General features: G+C 48.1%; 14 protein-coding genes. 2 read left to right on the forward strand and 12 right to left on the reverse strand.

Annotated features, from left to right (window positions below; translation table 11 throughout):
• Positions 1 to 65: 65 nt before the first annotated feature.
• From FG11_RS10790 to FG11_RS10830, 9 genes are all read right to left on the reverse strand, one after another.
• Positions 66 to 653, reverse strand: a complete 588-nt coding sequence (locus FG11_RS10790; RefSeq protein WP_047534994.1) for a hypothetical protein — start codon at positions 651 to 653, stop codon at positions 66 to 68.
• Between the two features lie 3 nt (positions 654 to 656).
• On the reverse strand, positions 657 to 1,208 hold the full coding sequence (locus FG11_RS10795) for a hydrolase (protein ID WP_047534997.1): 552 nt from the start codon (positions 1,206 to 1,208) through the stop codon (positions 657 to 659).
• A 2-nt stretch (positions 1,209 to 1,210) separates the two neighbouring features.
• Positions 1,211 to 2,578 (reverse strand): TolC family outer membrane protein, encoded by a 1,368-nt coding sequence (locus FG11_RS10800; protein ID WP_088177931.1) that lies wholly within the window; start codon positions 2,576 to 2,578, stop codon positions 1,211 to 1,213.
• An 8-nt stretch (positions 2,579 to 2,586) separates the two neighbouring features.
• Entirely contained in the window at positions 2,587 to 3,261 is a 675-nt protein-coding gene (locus FG11_RS10805; protein WP_020183097.1) for a protein-L-isoaspartate O-methyltransferase family protein, read from the reverse strand.
• 91 nt (positions 3,262 to 3,352) lie between these two features.
• Positions 3,353 to 6,541: an efflux RND transporter permease subunit gene (locus FG11_RS10810; protein ID WP_047535000.1), complete on the reverse strand. Its 3,189-nt coding sequence runs from the start codon at positions 6,539 to 6,541 to the stop codon at positions 3,353 to 3,355.
• The gene (locus tag FG11_RS10815; RefSeq protein WP_047535001.1) at positions 6,541 to 7,641 is read right to left on the reverse strand and encodes an efflux RND transporter periplasmic adaptor subunit; all 1,101 of its coding nucleotides are present in this window, start codon (positions 7,639 to 7,641) and stop codon (positions 6,541 to 6,543) included. Before FG11_RS10815 ends, FG11_RS10810 begins: the two co-directional genes overlap by 1 nt.
• Positions 7,634 to 8,224, reverse strand: coding sequence for a TetR/AcrR family transcriptional regulator (locus tag FG11_RS10820; RefSeq protein WP_232418393.1), 591 nt, complete (start codon positions 8,222 to 8,224; stop codon positions 7,634 to 7,636). The genes FG11_RS10815 and FG11_RS10820 overlap by 8 nt, the downstream gene beginning before the upstream one ends.
• Positions 8,225 to 8,396: 172 nt before the next feature.
• Positions 8,397 to 9,782, reverse strand: coding sequence for a sigma-54-dependent transcriptional regulator (locus FG11_RS10825; RefSeq protein ID WP_025225066.1), 1,386 nt, complete (start codon positions 9,780 to 9,782; stop codon positions 8,397 to 8,399).
• 54 nt (positions 9,783 to 9,836) lie between these two features.
• On the reverse strand, positions 9,837 to 11,519 hold the full coding sequence (locus FG11_RS10830) for a sensor histidine kinase (RefSeq protein ID WP_029647736.1): 1,683 nt from the start codon (positions 11,517 to 11,519) through the stop codon (positions 9,837 to 9,839).
• Between the two features lie 81 nt (positions 11,520 to 11,600).
• Between FG11_RS10830 and FG11_RS10835 the strand changes: the two genes are divergently transcribed.
• Together FG11_RS10835 and FG11_RS10840 are read left to right on the forward strand one after the other, a co-directional pair.
• Complete coding sequence (locus FG11_RS10835; RefSeq protein ID WP_020183103.1) at positions 11,601 to 12,593, forward strand: hypothetical protein; 993 nt, start codon at positions 11,601 to 11,603, stop codon at positions 12,591 to 12,593.
• A complete protein-coding gene (locus FG11_RS10840) occupies positions 12,593 to 13,096 on the forward strand; it encodes a hypothetical protein (RefSeq protein WP_020183104.1) in 504 nt (167 codons plus the stop codon). Before FG11_RS10835 ends, FG11_RS10840 begins: the two co-directional genes overlap by 1 nt.
• Positions 13,097 to 13,116: 20 nt before the next feature.
• Here the strand turns inward: FG11_RS10840 and FG11_RS10845 are convergent, their stop codons facing one another.
• From FG11_RS10845 to cptA, 3 genes are read right to left on the reverse strand one after another with little or no spacing between them, the layout of a single operon-like run.
• A complete protein-coding gene (locus FG11_RS10845; RefSeq protein WP_047535003.1) occupies positions 13,117 to 14,760 on the reverse strand; it encodes a phosphoethanolamine transferase in 1,644 nt (547 codons plus the stop codon).
• A 6-nt stretch (positions 14,761 to 14,766) separates the two neighbouring features.
• Positions 14,767 to 15,522, reverse strand: coding sequence for a phosphatase PAP2 family protein (locus FG11_RS10850; protein ID WP_052185028.1), 756 nt, complete (start codon positions 15,520 to 15,522; stop codon positions 14,767 to 14,769).
• Positions 15,509 to 17,239, reverse strand: coding sequence for a phosphoethanolamine transferase CptA (gene cptA / locus FG11_RS10855; protein WP_088177906.1), 1,731 nt, complete (start codon positions 17,237 to 17,239; stop codon positions 15,509 to 15,511). The genes FG11_RS10850 and cptA overlap by 14 nt, the downstream gene beginning before the upstream one ends.
• Positions 17,240 to 17,322 lie beyond the last annotated feature (83 nt).

A 17,322-nucleotide genomic window follows, 5' to 3' on the forward strand; every position in this document is an offset into this window, starting at 1 on the left:
AGTGTAACGGGAAATAGATGGGATGCCCACAAAAATGCTTTGCAAGCAAGTAAATCAGGCGTGAATTATTCGACTATCAACATTTTTACAAAAACCAGCTCACATGCGCCGGCACCGGTATCATCCCGTGTCAGTGAACTCTTCCAATAAAAACCATCTGGGGCATTGGCTTGTACCAAATAGCCTTGTAATTTGATTTTCTGACCAGTCCGTAACGCCTTTAATTGTGCCTCGATGGAGGGGTTGGCAGGAATCATATGCATATTGGCACTGTGCGTTTCTATGGCCTGACGCGGGATGGGAAAAGCATCCACATGCCAATAATAGAAGCGGTTACCTTGTGATATCTGTATCTGGCTCAACACATGACTATCTGACATCGGCCCCCAACCTAGTGCCAAATCCACCGGTGCCAGATCGGCTCCGCGGTCAAACGTATAGGTTTCTTGTGCCAGCACGCGGGCTTCTAGCTCAAAATTTGCTAGGGGCGTCAGCGTATAGGTTTTAAAAGTAAATGGCGTGGTATCGGCAGATGCTTGCTCTGGCAGTGTTTTGACGAGTGCACCGGCAGGTATTTCAATGGCGCGCTGCGAAAAGTGGTGATATGCGCCATAGGCGATAAGTACAATAAAAACAAACTGCTTCCAGTTCACACACTACCTGACTAGTTTAGCGATATCTTTGAATGCTTCATGCTGCGCGTTGCCTATCCACTCAAACAGCACAGACTCTGTATTGGTGATGATGCAGCCAGCTTCACGCATTCTGGCAATGGCATTGGCATGATTTGTCGGGGCACGTGAAATAATCGCATCCTCCACCACAAACACTTGCTTATGCTGCGCCAGCAAATCGAAAGCTGTTTGCAGTACACAGATATGCGCCTCCATGCCTACCAAAATCACTTGGGATTTGTCACGACTAAGTTTTGCATTAAATTTAGGCGCTGCACAGGCAGAAAACGCGGTTTTCTCAATCACCGGTGCTTGCGGGGCATGCTGTAAGATTTCTGGCAGGGTATGGCCTAAGCCTTGCGGATATTGCTCGGTTAGCAATAACGGTACGGACAAACGTTGTGCCGTTTTTGCCAAGGCTTGCACTTGCTTGGTCACAGCCTGCATCGCTTCTGTCTGCATCGCCAAGCTTAGCTTGGATTGCATATCGACAATCAGCAGCTGGCTCGCGTCTATGCTGACAATACTCGCCATGGCTAAGGATTTACCGCAACCAACTGTTGATTAATATCGACTAAATCACCCTCACTAATCACACCGGATGCAGATTTCAAGCGAATGATATTCACCAAATAATTGTAGCGCGCCTGCAATAAATCACGCTTTGCGCTATAGAGCTGTTGTTGTGCGTTCAGCACATCTACACTGGTGCGCACACCCACTTCATATCCCAACTTAGTGGAGTCCAACTGGCTTTGACTACTCACCAACGCCTGCTCCAGCGCTTTGACCTGCGCAATACTGCTACTCAAATTAAGGAAAGCGCGCTGTGTTTCCAGATCGGTTTGCCGTCTGGCAAGCTCAATATCATCTTGCGCTTTTTGCTTATTGTACGCTGCTTGACGGACGCGAGAGCTCACCGCACCACCTTGATACAACGGAATTTGCAACTCAAACCCTACCGTGGCATTGTCCAAGTCACTCCCAAAGCCATTGGCACTGCCATTGCTATAGGTATTGGTAAAGCTGGCCACAGCATCCAAGGTTGGCATGTGGCCGGCATTGGCACGCTCAATGTCTTGCTCGGCCAGCTTAATGGCATCTTGCTGAATTTGAATATTCAAATTACTTTGCAAGGCTACATCTTGCCAATCTTTCATGCCTTGGCTCAGCTGTACTACTTGAATATCCGATCTCACCGTTGCCAATTTGTCCGGTATTCTCCCGGTAATTGCTTGCAACGCACGCTTAGCGATTTCAAACTCATTCTCTGCGGCGATTTCTTGCGACAAAATTAAATCGTAACGCGCTTGCGCTTCATTCACATCGGTAATGGTGGCAGTGCCTACTTCAAAAGTGGCTTTGGCTTGGTCCAACTGGCTCAAAATAGCGGCTTTTTGTGCCTGAATCAGCGCAATACGGTCCTGCGCAATCAGTTCATCAAAATACGCTTGGGTGGTACGTAGCATGAGATTTTGCTGCGTTAAATGTAGTTGCTTGTCGGCTTGGCTCACCTGCACTTCGCTTTGGTCGATTTGCACCAAGCTATCTTTACGGTAAATAGGCTGGCGCGCCTCAAACTGATAGTTATAGCCTTGGAAATTAGAACGTCCAGCGGAGCGGAACACACTCGCGCCGATAAACTTAATATCGGTGCGTGAGCTAGTCGCGCCAGCACTGAAATTCACATTGGGGCGATAACTCGCTTTCGCCTGCTCAATGACTTCTTGTGCCGCACGGTTTGCACTGGTGGCAGAAGCCAAGGTTGGATCATTGGCCATGGCCTGATGATAGATATCTAACAAATTATTTGCTGGCAAATTGGCAGAGAACTCAGCAGCCGATGCCGCCGTACCAAATAGCAGGCCATGCAACAATAGCGCCAAGAGGGTTGGTTTAATCATAGGCATTCTTAAAATTGAAAAGGTTGTGCCTGCGAGGCATTGGTGAGCGGCGCAATGCAGGTTTCAAATAGGACATCTTCTCTAAATGCATGTTCAGAAATTCTTTGAATCAGTGTGGCTCTCATGACTGGTGCACTACCCAATATGATCAACATACGTCCGCCAATAGTGAGTTGCTGACGCACTTGCGCCGGCTCGACCGGAGAAGAAGCGCCAAACACAATCACATCGTACGGTGCTTGCTTGCTCCAACCTTGGGCAGCATCACCAACTTCCAATATCACGTTTTGGATATGCTGTGCTTTTAAATGCTGCGCGGCGACTGCACTCAATGCAGGTTCGATTTCAACAGAAACCACATCTTTCGCTAGCTTAGCGAGTAAGGCTGCAAAGTAGCCGATGCCTGTGCCAATGTGCAATACATGGTCAGTCGCTTTAAGGCTTAACGCCTGGAGCATACGTCCTTCCAGTTTTGGGCTCAGCATCCACTGGCCATACCCAATCGGAATGTCTAAATCGGCAAACGCCAGCCCTTGATACGCCGCCGGTACAAATTGCTCGCGCGGAATATCGTTGAGCAATTGCAACACGGTAGGGTCTAACACCTCCCATGTGCGGATTTGTTGCTCAATCATATTAAAGCGTGCGGTTTCTTTTTTTGTACTTTCTGTGACAGCGTTCATGCTTTACCTCATTATTTCTACACTTAAAATTATAACTGAATTGCTTTGCCTGACGCATTTGCGTTTCGCTAAGTCAGCCCTATCTTTCACTCTAGTCTTTTACCTGTACACCATACCAAAATGCGTAGAGTGCTGGTAGAAATAAAACGGTCAGGATAGTTGCAGCCGTTAACCCGCCCATAATCGCCACCGCCATCGGCCCAAAGAACACGCTACGGGTAAGTGGAATCATCGCCAAAATAGCGGCGGCGGCGGTGAGTACAATCGGCCGGAAACGACGGATGGTCGATTCTACAACTGCTTCCCAATCTGCCAATCCAGCAGATTTGTCCTGATCAATCTGATCCACTAAAATCACTGAATTGCGCATGATCATGCCTGATAACGCAATGGTGCCTAACATAGCCACAAACCCAAACGGCATATTAAAGATAAGTAGTGCCGCGGTCACACCAATCAACCCCAATGGCGCGGTGAGCATCACCAGCAACACGCGAGAAAAACTTCTTAATTGAATCACCAATAAGGTCATCACCACCGCGATAAACAACGGCACCCCTTTGGCTACCGAGGCGCCACCTTTTGCAGACTCTTCTACCGCACCACCGGTTTCGACTGTAATACCCATGGGCAAGTTTGCACGTATCGATTGGATTTTCTCCTCAATTTGCCCGGAAACGACAGGCGCCTGCATATTGCCTTTGAGGTGTGCACGTACTGTTAGCGAGGGCACGCGATTGCGGCGCCAAATCACGCCTTCTTCAAACGAGGAAGTGATGGTGGCGATTTGAGAAAGCGGTACGCTCTTGCCTGTGTTGGTGTAGACCATTAAATCCGGCAAACGCGATAAATGCGCACGCTCTGCAACCGGACCACGCGCCACGACATCAATGCGCTCGTTACCCTCTCTAAACTCAGTCACATATAACTCGCTCATGGCACCATTGAGCATATTGGCAATATCCACGGAGCTCACACCGAGTAATCTGGCTTTGGATTGATCGATATTCACATGCATGACTTTACTAGGCTCTTCCCACCCCAATTGCACGTTGGTGAGGTTAGGGTGCGCACGCATCACTTCTGCAATTTGATGCGCTATCGCCCTGACTTGCGGAATATCCGCACCATCCACCCTAAACTGCACCGGGAAACCAACCGGCGGACCGTTTTCCAAACGCAATACCGATGCGCGCAAATTAGGAAAGTCTCGCTCAAACAAGTGGAGCATGTCACTGCGCAAACGCTCACGCATGTCTAAATCTTTGGTCAGGATGACAAACTGTGCAAACCCGCGATGCGGCAGCTGCACATCTAACGGCAAGTAGTAACGCGGTGCGCCGGTACCAATGTAGGCCACAAAATTATCAATGGCATGATGTTGCTGATTCCATGTCTGCAGCCAATGCTCCAACCGCTTCACTTCTGCATTGGTAGCGTGGTAAGACGACCCTTCTGCCAAGCGCAAGTCCACCACCAATTCCAGACGTGTAGAATCTGGGAAAAATTGCTGCTGCACTTTGCTAAAACCAAGCAGAGATAACACAAACAACGCCACAGTAATCAGAATCACCGTTTTTTTGTAACGGACACAGGCCGTTACCAAACGCCTAAACGCCTGATAAAAAGCAGTATTGTAAATATCATGATGGTGAACGTCCGTGACGGCTTCACGTAGATTCAACCGCTGTCTTATCCAAACAATCCAAGCGGGTGTCGTCGATTTTTTGCTGTAATCCGGCAATAAGTGATACCCAAGGTAGGGCACAAAAATCACTGCGGCAACCCAAGAGATGGTCAACGCAATGGCCGACACCTGAAAAATAGAACGCGTATATTCACCGGTAGAAGAAACGGCAGTGGCAATAGGCAAAAAGCCAGCGACGGTCACTAAGGTGCCGGTCAACATTGGCATGGCGGTGGAAGTATAGGCAAAAGAGGCGGCTTTGACGCGATCCCACCCTTGTTCCATTTTAGAGGACATCATTTCTACGGCAATAATGGCATCATCCACCAGCAGCCCCAACGCTAATATCAATGCCCCTAGTGAGATCTTATGTAAGCCGATATTAAAGTTATGCATCACTAGAAACGTGGCGGCCATAACAATTGGAATAGCAATCGCCACCACAATGCCAGTCCTCAAGCCTAATGACAGCAGACTCACGCCAAGCACAATCACCAAGGCTTCGAGTAAAGATCTGACAAAATCCTGTACGGAATTGGCCACAATCTTGGGTTGGGAGGTGACCGTACTCAATGTCAATCCGACTGGGAGCCTTGCTTGAATATCGCCAATATGCTGATCTAGATGCTTGCCCAACGCAATCACATCGCCACCATCACGCATGCTGACGCCTAGCAATAAGGTATCGGTGCCGTTATAGCGCACGGTGTCTTGTGGCGGGTCTTCAAAACCACGATACACACGCGCAACATCACCCAATTTATACTCTTGTTTTTGCGCGCGTATACGCAAGTTGCGCAAATCCTCTAACGTCAGCAAGCGGCCGGATACATCAATACGGATACGCTCATTCGGCGATTCAAACGTGCCGCCGCGCACCACTGCATTTTGCGTTTGTAGCATTTGCAGTAACTCTGTAGCACTAATGCCTAATGTGGTCAGCTTGGCATTTGAGATTTCTACAAAAATACGCTGCTCTTGCTCGCCAAAAAAATCTACTTTGGCAACATCTTTAATGCGTAGTAGCTCCGCACGGATACGCTCAGCTTGCTGCTTGAGTGCAAAATTATCAAAGCCGTCGCCGGTCAGCGCGTACATACTGCCGTAAACATCACTGAACTCATCGTTAAAGGTCAGGCTTTCCACATTTTGTGGAAGCGTATGGCGAATATCGCCCACTTTTTTGCGGACTTGATACCAAATATCGGGGATTTCTTTAGAGAAAGTGTCGTCTTTGATGACAACAAAGATAAGCGAAAGACCTGGGCGGGAATAACTGCTTGAGTAACCTAAATGCGGTACTTCCTGAACCTTCTTTTCAATTTTATCGGTAACCTGTTGCTCAACTTCTAGCGCACTGGCACCTGGCCACGTCGTTCGGATCAGCATCACTTTAAATGTAAATGGTGGGTCTTCCGATTGCCCCAGCTGGGTATAGGAAAATATGCCGGCGACCGTCAGCATCAACATTAAATACAGGACGATGACCTGGTTATTAAGTGCCCAAGTCGATAGATTAAATCCGCCGCTAGAAGGCTGACTGGCAGCGTCTTGCACGTTGCCCGTGTCTTGCGAGCTATCCGTCGGCTTCATTAATGCACACCCTCTACCGTTGCCTGCGCCATATTGGGTGAAGTCAATTGTGGTATCACTTTTTGGCCTTTGACCAAGGTGTGCACCCCAGCAACTGCAATCATCTCACCGGCTTGTAGGCCCTGCGTAATCTCTACACCGTGTTCGGTAAACATGCCTGACGTCACTGTCCGGGGTGACGCAACGCCTTGTGCATCAATCACCCATACTTGATGTTGACCATGGTCTTGCGTCAGTGCTGTACTGGGCACAACGATAGCTTGTGTCTCACTACCGCCTAAAGCCACACCAGCGGTCATGCCAATTTTTAATTGTTGATCGGCATCCAGCACTGCAATCCGCACATCAAAAGCACGTGTCGCTGCATTGGCAGCAGGCGCAATCTCACGCACCTTGCCTTGATAGGTTTTTTCAATATTTGCCCAAAGCTTTACCTGCGCAACTTGGCCAACTTGCAACGCTGCCATGCGCGATTCCGGCACAGCGATCAGCACTTCGATATGCTGGTAATCAACAATCTGTGCCACCGTTTGGCCAGCGGCGACCACTTGACCTGGTTCAGCTGTAATTTGCGCAATGATGCCATCGCGGTCGGCGACTAGTTTGGTGTAATTGGATTGATTGCCAGTGACTGCAGATTGCGATTTCACTTGTTTCAGACGCGCGACAGACGTTTTGAATTCGGCCTCACGTAAATCTAACGCAGATTTGGAAATGAATTGTTTATCAAACAATAGACGCTGACGATCAAGCTCTGCTTTAGCCAAGGCATAATTGGCCTCTGCTGCTTGCACATCTGCGTTGGCAGCTTGCGTGCTCAAATTGGCATCATTAGCATCGATGGTGGCCAGCACTTGGCCTTTTTTGACTTGCGCCCCCACATCTACCAATCGTGCCGTAATTTTTCCGGCAATTCTAAACCCCACATTGGATTCGTAGCGTGATTTCACCTCGCCCACCAACACCAAATCGCTCTCGGATTGTGTGTGTGCACCCACTTTCATCACCAGCGCAGGACGGGGCGGGGTGATAGGTTCTTTGGGCTGTTCACAAGCACTCAACAGTAGCGGCAACAGCAATAAAAGGTATTGTTTATTCATATTTTTCTTTCAGTAAACCCGATAGCATGAGTTGTTGCATCACGTTCAGTCTGTCTTCAATAGGTCGCCATTGAATCCAGTCATCCTCCGCCATGATGATTTGTAGCGCACACACTCCGTGCATACCCGCCCATACGGTTTGTGCGATCAACTCAGCATCTTGCAACGCATCTTTAAAGCCACCAGCCAAATATACATCGTTAATCACCATTTTTAGCTGAAAATAGGCATCTTGTTCTGCATTATTTTGTTGGAGTGCGGTTTGCGATGGCGTATAGGGCAAATGCGGTGTCATAAACATCAGCCGATAGTGATTTGGGTAGGTCAATGCAAACCTTGCATAACCTTGACCAAACGCAATCATGCGTTCAATTGGGTCTGCTATGGCCAAGATTTCTTTAAGGGTTGTGGCGAGCCTGAGAAAATCCGTATCGCAGATGGCTCTGAGCAAAGCTTCTTTATCGGCAAAGTGCAAGTAAATGCTGGTAGCAGAATAGCCAATGCGTTTGGCAATCTCGCGCATGGTCACAGCCTCTATGCCTTTACTCACAAATAAATCACGGGCGTGATCAATAATCAGCATTCTAAGCTGCTCGCGCGCTTGTTCTGTTTTAGGCTTGGGGGGCATAATAAATGACGATAGTACCTACTTACTGACCAATCTCTTTTCACATCTATTGCATAGGTCAGAATACGTTATTAACAGCGTTAAGTTAACACCGTTAATTATTTGTGTCAACGCCATGCATATATGATTACTTTAGTTGATATTGTTCTAACTTATACCAGAGTGAGCGCTCGCTGATTTCCAGCAATTTTGCTGCTTTGGCCTTGTTGCCTTTACATGTCTGCAACGCTTCTTCAATAAGATGCCGTTCCAGTTGCTCTGTCGCATGCGGGATTGAATAAGTATGCGCTAAAGACCCCTCACCTTGTGGTGTAACCCCGCCCAACAAGCCTGCATTTAGCACAGCCATGGCGCCGCCACTTTGGCCCACAATATCCGCAGGCAAATGGGCCGGCGTAATAGGGTTACCGCCCGATAGAATGGCAGCACGCTCAAGTACATTTTCCAGCTCACGTACATTGCCAGGCCAGCGATACGCTTGCAAACACGCGAGCGCAGCATGGCTCAAGGTTGCGCCGCGCTTGGCTAAAAAATGGGGTGCAAGCAAGGCAATGTCCTCTTCACGATCCCGCAAGGCGGGCGAAATCAACTGAAACACATTCAGCCGATAATACAAATCTTCGCGCAGCTTACCCTCTTTCACTGCTTGCAATGGATCGCGATTGGTGGCTGCCACCACACGAATATCCAAGCTCAGTTGACGATTTCCGCCCAGTTTTTCGACCACGCCTTCTTGTAGCACACGCAACAATTTTGCTTGTAAATGAATCGGCATTTCGGTGATTTCATCTAAAAACAGTGTACCGCCATCCGCCAATTCAAACTTACCTATCCGTTCTTTAACGGCGCCGGTGAATGCGCCTTTTTCGTGACCAAATAGCTCTGATTCCAAAATATCGGCTGGAATGGCAGCGCAGTTCACAGCCACAAATAACGCGTCTTTTCTGGGGGAGGCTGCATGCAAGGCTTTGGCAATCAATTCTTTGCCGGTGCCTGTTTCACCGGTAATCAATACCGTGGCTTTTTCTGGCGCTACTTGCTGGATGTATTGCTTCAGGGCAAGCATCGGTTTGCTTTGCCCAATCAACCCGCTTTCTGTTGGTTGCTGATCTGCCTTCAAATAGCGGTTTTCTAATGCAATACGGTTATTCGATAGCGCTTTTGCAATCGCGATTTCCAAGGTTTCCAGCTCAAACGGACGCAAAATATAATCGGATGCGCCCAGCTTCATGGCCTCTACCGCTGTTTTAATTTCGCCTTGCGCAGTCACCATAATGACTGGCAACTGTTCAAACTGCTGACGAATCTGCGCAAGCAACTCCAGTCCGTTCATGCCCGGCATATGCAAATCACTGACCACACAATCTACGCTGTGCTCCGCTAGCGTGCTGAGCGCTTGTTTGCCATCCGCAGCTACCAAGGCTTTATAGCCAGCTTGGCGCAGACTAATTTCTAGCAATCTGCGCATATGCGGCTCATCATCTACCGCTAAAATTGTTTTTAATGTTTCCATGTATTTACTTTAACTTGGCTTCACTTTAACTAAGGCTTCACTTTGAATAGCGCTTCACTTTACTTCAGATTCATTTGATGAAGCTGGCTGCACTGTCGGCAATACAATAGTAAATTCCGCACCACCCATTTCACTGTTGCGATAACTGATCTCGCCGCGGTGCGCATGTACAATTTGTCTGACCACGGCCAAACCCAGCCCTACACCACCCGCACGCTGCGTAAAAAATGGCTCAAACACTTGCGCCTGATCTCCCACCTGAATGCCCGGCCCATTATCCGATACCGTGAGTACCATATTGGCATTGAGCCTTTCTAAACGCAACGCAATTTGGCCTTGTGCCGGTAAAATCTGAATCGCATTCATCAATAGATTCATCAGCACTTGCGTCATTTGATCTTGGTCTGCCCACACCTGCATCACTTCGGTTTGTGCAAAACGCATGGTGATTTTTTTTGCAAGCGCCTGACTTTGCAGCAACGCCATTACGCGGTAAATCAATTGCGTTAAATCCAATGGATTAAAGTGTGGAGTGCGTGGCCTAGCAGCGTCAATGAGCGTAGAAACCAACTTATTCAAACGCTCGGTTTCAGAAATAATAAACCCCAGTACCTCATGCCCATCTGCGGACAACTTAGGTTCGCGCAACAACACATCGGCCGATGAACGTAAAATGCCCAATGGTGTACGCACTTCATGGCTCATGGCCGCCGCCATCTCACCTACCACAGCCAGCTTGGCAGCACGTGTGAGGTTGTCTTGTGAGGTTTCCAAATCTTGAATCAGCTTTTCAAATGCCTGTGCCAGTTCTTGTAATTCTGGCGGCCCGGCTTTGGGCGGCAGCGCTTGTGCATGCTGGTGAAAACCACGCACAAAGCGTGTCAGGTTTTCTAATGGCTGAATAATGGCGCGACCAATTGGCCTGACCAACAGCAAAGAAAATAGTAATGTTGCCGCCAGCAGTGCCAAAAAGACATAAGCTAGCCGATGCACAGGTGCCACCGCGACTGAGCGCGCACGTTCAATATGCACATGCCAGCCTGGCAAGCCCACCTTGCCTTGCACTGCGTTGCTCACATGTAAAGAATGTCTTTTCTCACTCCAATGTACAGAAGCCGCCAACACTTGGTTTTGATCATCTAATAATGCAGCAGCCGCTTGCTGATTCACGGCATCATTTAATAGTTTTGTCACGATGCTCCAATTAAACTCTGCCACTAAATAGCCGATGGGTTGCTGCGTGCTGCTGTCTTGAATGGTCTGCGTCATCATCAATATATTTTGCGTAATTTTGGATAATTGCAGCTGGCGACCCCCTACACTGACCGAAAACCAAAACGGCGGGCGTGATAAGGTACGGCCAATTTGCGCGGCGCGGCTGGAAGCGATCGTATGGTACTGTAAGTCCAACACGTGCAAGGCACGGTATTCTTGATGGTAACTTTTTTGAGATTCGCTTAAAAAAACAGATAGCCGCTTGTCCACGTCGCCAATCAGCACCTCTTGCATCAGCGCCAACTGACTCCAAGAATGCACGTTCTGCAAGCGTTCAAACATCACGCGATCCACATCCGTGGCCACCGTGGCGCCAGAGGTTTGTAAGTCGCGCAATATCTCTTTTCTCAGCGCGTTACTGGCTTGGCTAAAACTTAAAAAACTGACCAGCATGGCCGGCAATAATCCAGCCAGCAGAAAGGCCAGCAACAGCAATTGTTTAATGGAAAGTGCTTTTGACATTAGGGCTTAAATGAGACAATCTGCCATCGCCATCTGCGCACAATCGCTGTACTGAGTAGATGCCAAATGCTGAGGTTTTTTATGTTTAAACGATTCATATGTGTGATTGCCAGTGTAACTAGCCTGTTCGGCCTGTGCAAGCCAACATGGGCGGAAGACGATAGCAACTTTACCGATAATTTCCATTTAGGCGGCTACTCCAGTGCAGGCATTGAGATCCCGCGTGATAGCAAAGCGCGCGCATTTGTAAATGAACTGAGCTTAATCCTGACTTGGGAAAATGAAGGCCGCCTAAAATTCTTTGGTGAGTTTGAGTTAGAAGAACCACTATCATGGAATCATACCCAAGGCTTCACTACACGCGATGCCTACCTCGATTTAGAACGCTTTTATTTTGATTACAACCTCTCAGAAAAACTCAATTTACGCGCTGGCCGTTTTTTAACACCCGCAGGCCGCTGGAACCTCATTCACGCTGCCCCTTTAGTTTGGACATCTACACGCCCGGTGGTCACAGAGTTGCTTTTCCCCAGCTCCATCAACGGCCTAATGCTTTATGGCAGTGTGCCCTATCAAGATTATGCGTTTGAATATTCCGTATTCCTAGAGGCCTTAAAAGATCAGGTAAAAGAAGATGACGAAACTATTTACAAACATGTCAACGGTGCTCGCTTTACGCTTAACGCGCCCATCAGCCTTGGCCTGACGATTGCGAGTTTCAAAGAGGATACTGCACTCTCACCACACTACCGCATGGTGGGCCTAGACTTTGTTACCCATTTAGGCGATTGGGAGTTGAGCGGCGAAGGCTTTTACCGCGAAACCAATAAAGGCAAGCAGGCTGGCAGTGGTGCTTATCTACAAAGTGCGTATCACCTAGGCAACGAATGGTATTGGCTGACACGACTGGAAACCTTTGAACACCCCGCTTATGGTAGTGCAGAACGCTGGGTATTGGGCGCAACCAAACGACTCAAACCCAACCAATTACTCAAATTTGAATTTGTAGGGGGCAGCGGCGATATACCAGAAGCACCGCGCGGGTTCATTGGTACATTTGCGGTGCTATTCTAATGCGTCACTTGTCTGCGCCTTTTTCAACCGTATGCGTGCTGCTGGCACTGTTTAGCCTGCCGATTCCGCATGCTTATGCGGAAGACAATACTGTGATTGCCGTGATTGTCTCTAGCAACGCCGAAATAGCGCCTGTTTCCAGTATCGCTATCAGCGAGCTACGCCTGATCTATTGGCGCAAAAAACAATACTGGCAAGGCGGGCTTCCCATGCAACCGGTCAACTTGCACGCAGAGCATCCGCTGCGGCTACTATTTTCTAAAGCTGTACTCAATAACCTGCCTAGAGAGCAATCCGACTACTGGAATGAACAATACTTCCACGGCATCAGACCCCCGCGCAGCGTGCAATCGGAGGAGGCCATGCTACGTTACGTGACCGATACCAAAGGCAGTATCGGCTATGTGGATGCCTGCCATGCCGACCACCGTGTACGCCCAATATTGTGGATAGCCAAAGATCAAATTTCAACAGATGCACCTGAGCGGCTTAACTGCAAATAAGTAAGTACGGTTACTTAAGGTTACTTTAAATGTTTGTTGGCAAACAGCACCTGTTTCTTAGCGTTACAAGTTTCCGAATCCAATTCATACGCAATCAACAAACTGCAAAATACATCATCATGGCTAAACGGGTAATCCTGATAAGGCCTGAGTTGGTCTAAGTTGTAATCAAACCCCTTGCCCATCCACATAATCGCCGGTACATGCGTTTGCTCTTTAGGTGCAATCATATACGGTGCCGCATGCAGGTAAATGCCGTGCTCCCCTAATGATTCGCCATGATCGGCCACATACAACATAGCGGTTTCGTAACGGTCATCATATTTTTTCAAAAACTGAATCACTTCAGACAAAAAGTAATCCGTGTACAAAATCGCATTGTCGTAGGCATTGTCAATTTCCTGCTGCGTACAAGTGCTCAGCTCACCACTCTGGCAAGCGGGTTTAAAGCGCTCAAAGGCTTTGGGATAGCGGCGGTAATATTCCGGGCCGTGATTGCCCATTTGGTGCAGCACGATCAAAATGTCTTTGTCTTTTTTAGATTGGATATACGCATCTAACCCTTTTAGCATACCCACATCCCGGCATTCAGAATCACACACGGTATTAAATGTAGGCGTCTTAAAATCCTCGTAGCGTATGCGCGTGGCCACGTCTTTAGAGTCAGAATTATTATCTCGCCACAACACCTCTATGCCATTGTCCGCCAACACATCCAGTGCATTTTCCATGTGTTTGGCTTTTTCTTTATCAAATTGTTTACGCGTGAGCACCGAGAACATGCAAGGCACGGATATACCAGTGGAGGTGCCGCAGGAAGTCACATTACGCAAACTCACCACATCCTCTTGCTGCAATTTGGGGTTGGTCAGCCGATGATAGCCATTCAACGAAAAACGATCTGCACGTGCGGTTTCCCCCACCACCATAATCATGAGCTCATGCTCACGTTTTACATCCATTTCCACAGCATCTTTTGCCACTTCAGTCAGTGTTTTCACTTCAGAAGACTGAAACGCCAACACGACATATTTGATGGCCGAATACGCAAAAAATGTGGGGTTTGCATACATACGCGTGACCTTATGCTCCCGAATAAACGAAGCGTAGTGCGCCGTGAGTGGTGCCACAACCACCACCAACAATAGCAGCAACATGCCCGATATTTTCAATTTAGCCATGAGTTCTTGACGCAAAGACTGCGGACTAGGCATGGCTTTTAATACAAACCAAGCGGGGATTAGCCCCATCACCACTGTGTACATCAGCAACTTGGCACTCAATAGTCCAGAAGCCTCCTGGGCGCTGGTTTGCAGAATATTGTCGATCATGACGGTGTCCACAATCACCCCAAACTGATCCATGTAATAGGCCGCTTGCGATGCCAATAGCAATAGCAATGCCAGTACCCAGCGCGCAGCACGACCAAACGTAATCCACAACAAAAACAAGGCGGTGAGCACGGTAAAGAAAATCGCAACAGAAACCAAAAATGGCAGATTCGCCGCTGTCAGCGGATAAATCTCTAACACATGGCTAAATAAGGCATGGTTGGCAAACAACATTAAAAATATGGCCACACATAATGTGATGGCATGTGTAGATTGTAAGCGCCAGCCAGCTGGCCAAAAGTGCGATGTGGTCCGTTGTATCAATTGCAGCATAAATGTCTATTTCTTATTGAGTGATGGAGTAAACATGAACTGGCAGAACAGAATGAAACAAGCTATCCAGACCGTCATGAGGGTGTGTGATAAAAAGTGGGCACCACGCATTTGCTGCACCCAACCCAAAGCAATGCCAACGCTCAGCCCGGCTAAACCTACGCGCCACGCAACCTTGGGTTGATGCGGCAACCAGAACACACAGCAAGCAGCCAACCAAAGCCCGGTGGTGGCATGTCCGGCAGGAAAGCAATGCCCTGCAAGGTAGTGCAGGGGTGTGGCATCAAAGAATGAAAGATGCTGGTAAGCACCCCCATAACGATCGATATCCCACGGGCAATGCAATACGGAGGTTTGTTTAAACAAGGTAGTGATGCTGGAAATCAGCACTGCGGATAAAGCAATGAAGCGCAACCTGACACGTAACAATGGCGCATTCAGCCATGGTTTCACACCATCGGACAACACAGCTAAGCACACCAAAGCAGCCGCCACTTGCAATATGGTTTTCACATAGCCATGCATCAAGGTTTTGGCAAACCAAGTGTTTTTCCAAGGGAAAATCTGCTGCTGTGCATCAAAGTAATAATCGGCAAAGGCAATATCAATGGCATCAAAGCGCAGGGTGATGAGCACTAGCACACCCAATAACAGCAAACCCCAAAGTGCTTTGCGCTGCCACGCAGTGAGGGGGCGCATACCGCGTATATCAGTAGCTTGCACTCGCATAGATTTGGACTGTATTTGACTAATCGTAGTCATGGCGCGTTAATGCCTTGGTATCAACCAACTGTTGCAGCGACCGGCCATAAGGGTTGCCTACCAAGATGGGGTCTTCTAAAAAAGCACTATTCACCACACTTTCATGCGGCATAAAGCCGTCATAGCGCAAACCAATCAGGTCAGAAAAAGCGTAAATAAAGTCTGCATTATCAAACTGGCGATGCAGTATTTCAGGAGAGGCTAACAAGGGTGCATTGATCCAATTAGGTGAGTGCCAAACCACAAACGGAATGGCATACATAGCGTAAGTCGGGCTGGCTTCATTGCGGCCTTGAAAATCATGCTGTGCAGAGTCGTAGACATCTTCACCATGGTCAGAAAAGTAAACCAGCAAACTATGCTGTTGCTTATGTTTCAGGCGATCAATCAGGGCATACACAATGCTATCGTTGTAACGCACGGCATTGTCATACGCATTAATGGTCTCCACTTGGTCTGCTGATAAATCTTTGGGCAGGCCTTTGTCATCATGAAAGACGTCATAAGCTTCCGGGTAGCGATACGCATATTTCATATGCGTGCCTAGCAGATGCACGACAATGAGCTTTTTCTCATCCTGCCGATTGAGAATTTCCGTATAAGGCGCCAATACTTTTTCATCAAAGCTATAGGCATTTTGTTGGCGTGAGGTATTTAAAAACACCTGTTGATCCGCCTGCTTGGCAAAGGTGGTGAGCATGGTGTTTCTGGCCGTGAGCGTTTGTTGATTGCTCACCCAGTAAGTGCGATAGCCAGCCTGCTTCATCATGGCCATCAACGATGGTTTGGTTTTGTATACATCCGGGTGATGCTGATTGGCAAAAGTAAGCACTTGCTCCAAACTCTCAATCGTATTGGGGCGAGAGGCAAATACGTTATCAAACACACTGAGCTCATTCTGAATGCTGCTGAGTTTGGGATTGGTATCGCGATAGTAGCCATACAAGCCCATGTGCAAACGATTGGTGGACTCACCTATGACGATGACAACCGTGGTAGGTAAGGGCTTGGCCTGCTCTGTTAAATGCGTCAATGGCGGGATTTTCTTAAAACTCAGCAAATTACGCTCAATCTCGCCCAACTCACGCTCGTAATGCATGTATCCCAACAACAGTTGCCAAGGAGAAGACACGGCGAAATGGCGATCTATCGTGCTATAGGCAACTCCAATATCTCTGGCCTTGATGGCCTTAATCATGGGATATGCAAACACCACCAACAAAATACCTAGCACAGCCGCATAGGCAGTGGTTTTCTTGATGGTGAATGCATCAATTTTGGACCATAGATAGACGGGGATAGCGGTAAATAGAATGAAGCCTAGCCCAATGGTCCAAGAAAAATAATTCTGGAAATACTCTCTGGACTCCGATTGATTCGACTCAAAAATAATAAAGATTAGGCTTTGAGTGATCTCTTGCCGATACACCAAAAAATAACCGAAGCCAGGCAGTGCCAGCAACCAAACCAATACGGCAAAAAGCCCAGTCACTTTTTTTGCATGCTTAGGTAACAGCAATAATGGAATCAACCAAAGCAATGCCGTAATCGTGGCGTCCTTGAAGCCCTCAAACGAAGCGGTACGCGACATGCCTATTAATAGCTGCGTTACTCCAGTGAGATACCAGAACAAAACATAGGTCCACATCATGGACTGTTTGGCCTCACCCGGCTGACTGGGCAAGTTGAATGTTGTTGCAGGGACAGTTGACTGCATAAGCAATGGGGTTCTTCTTTTGTATTTGGAATAAACAAACACGCTGGATGCAGCAATGCTTGTGTGCAGATATTCGCAAGGGA

It is taken from the genome of Methylotenera sp. N17, from assembly GCF_000799155.1.
Taxonomy (GTDB): domain Bacteria; phylum Pseudomonadota; class Gammaproteobacteria; order Burkholderiales; family Methylophilaceae; genus Methylophilus.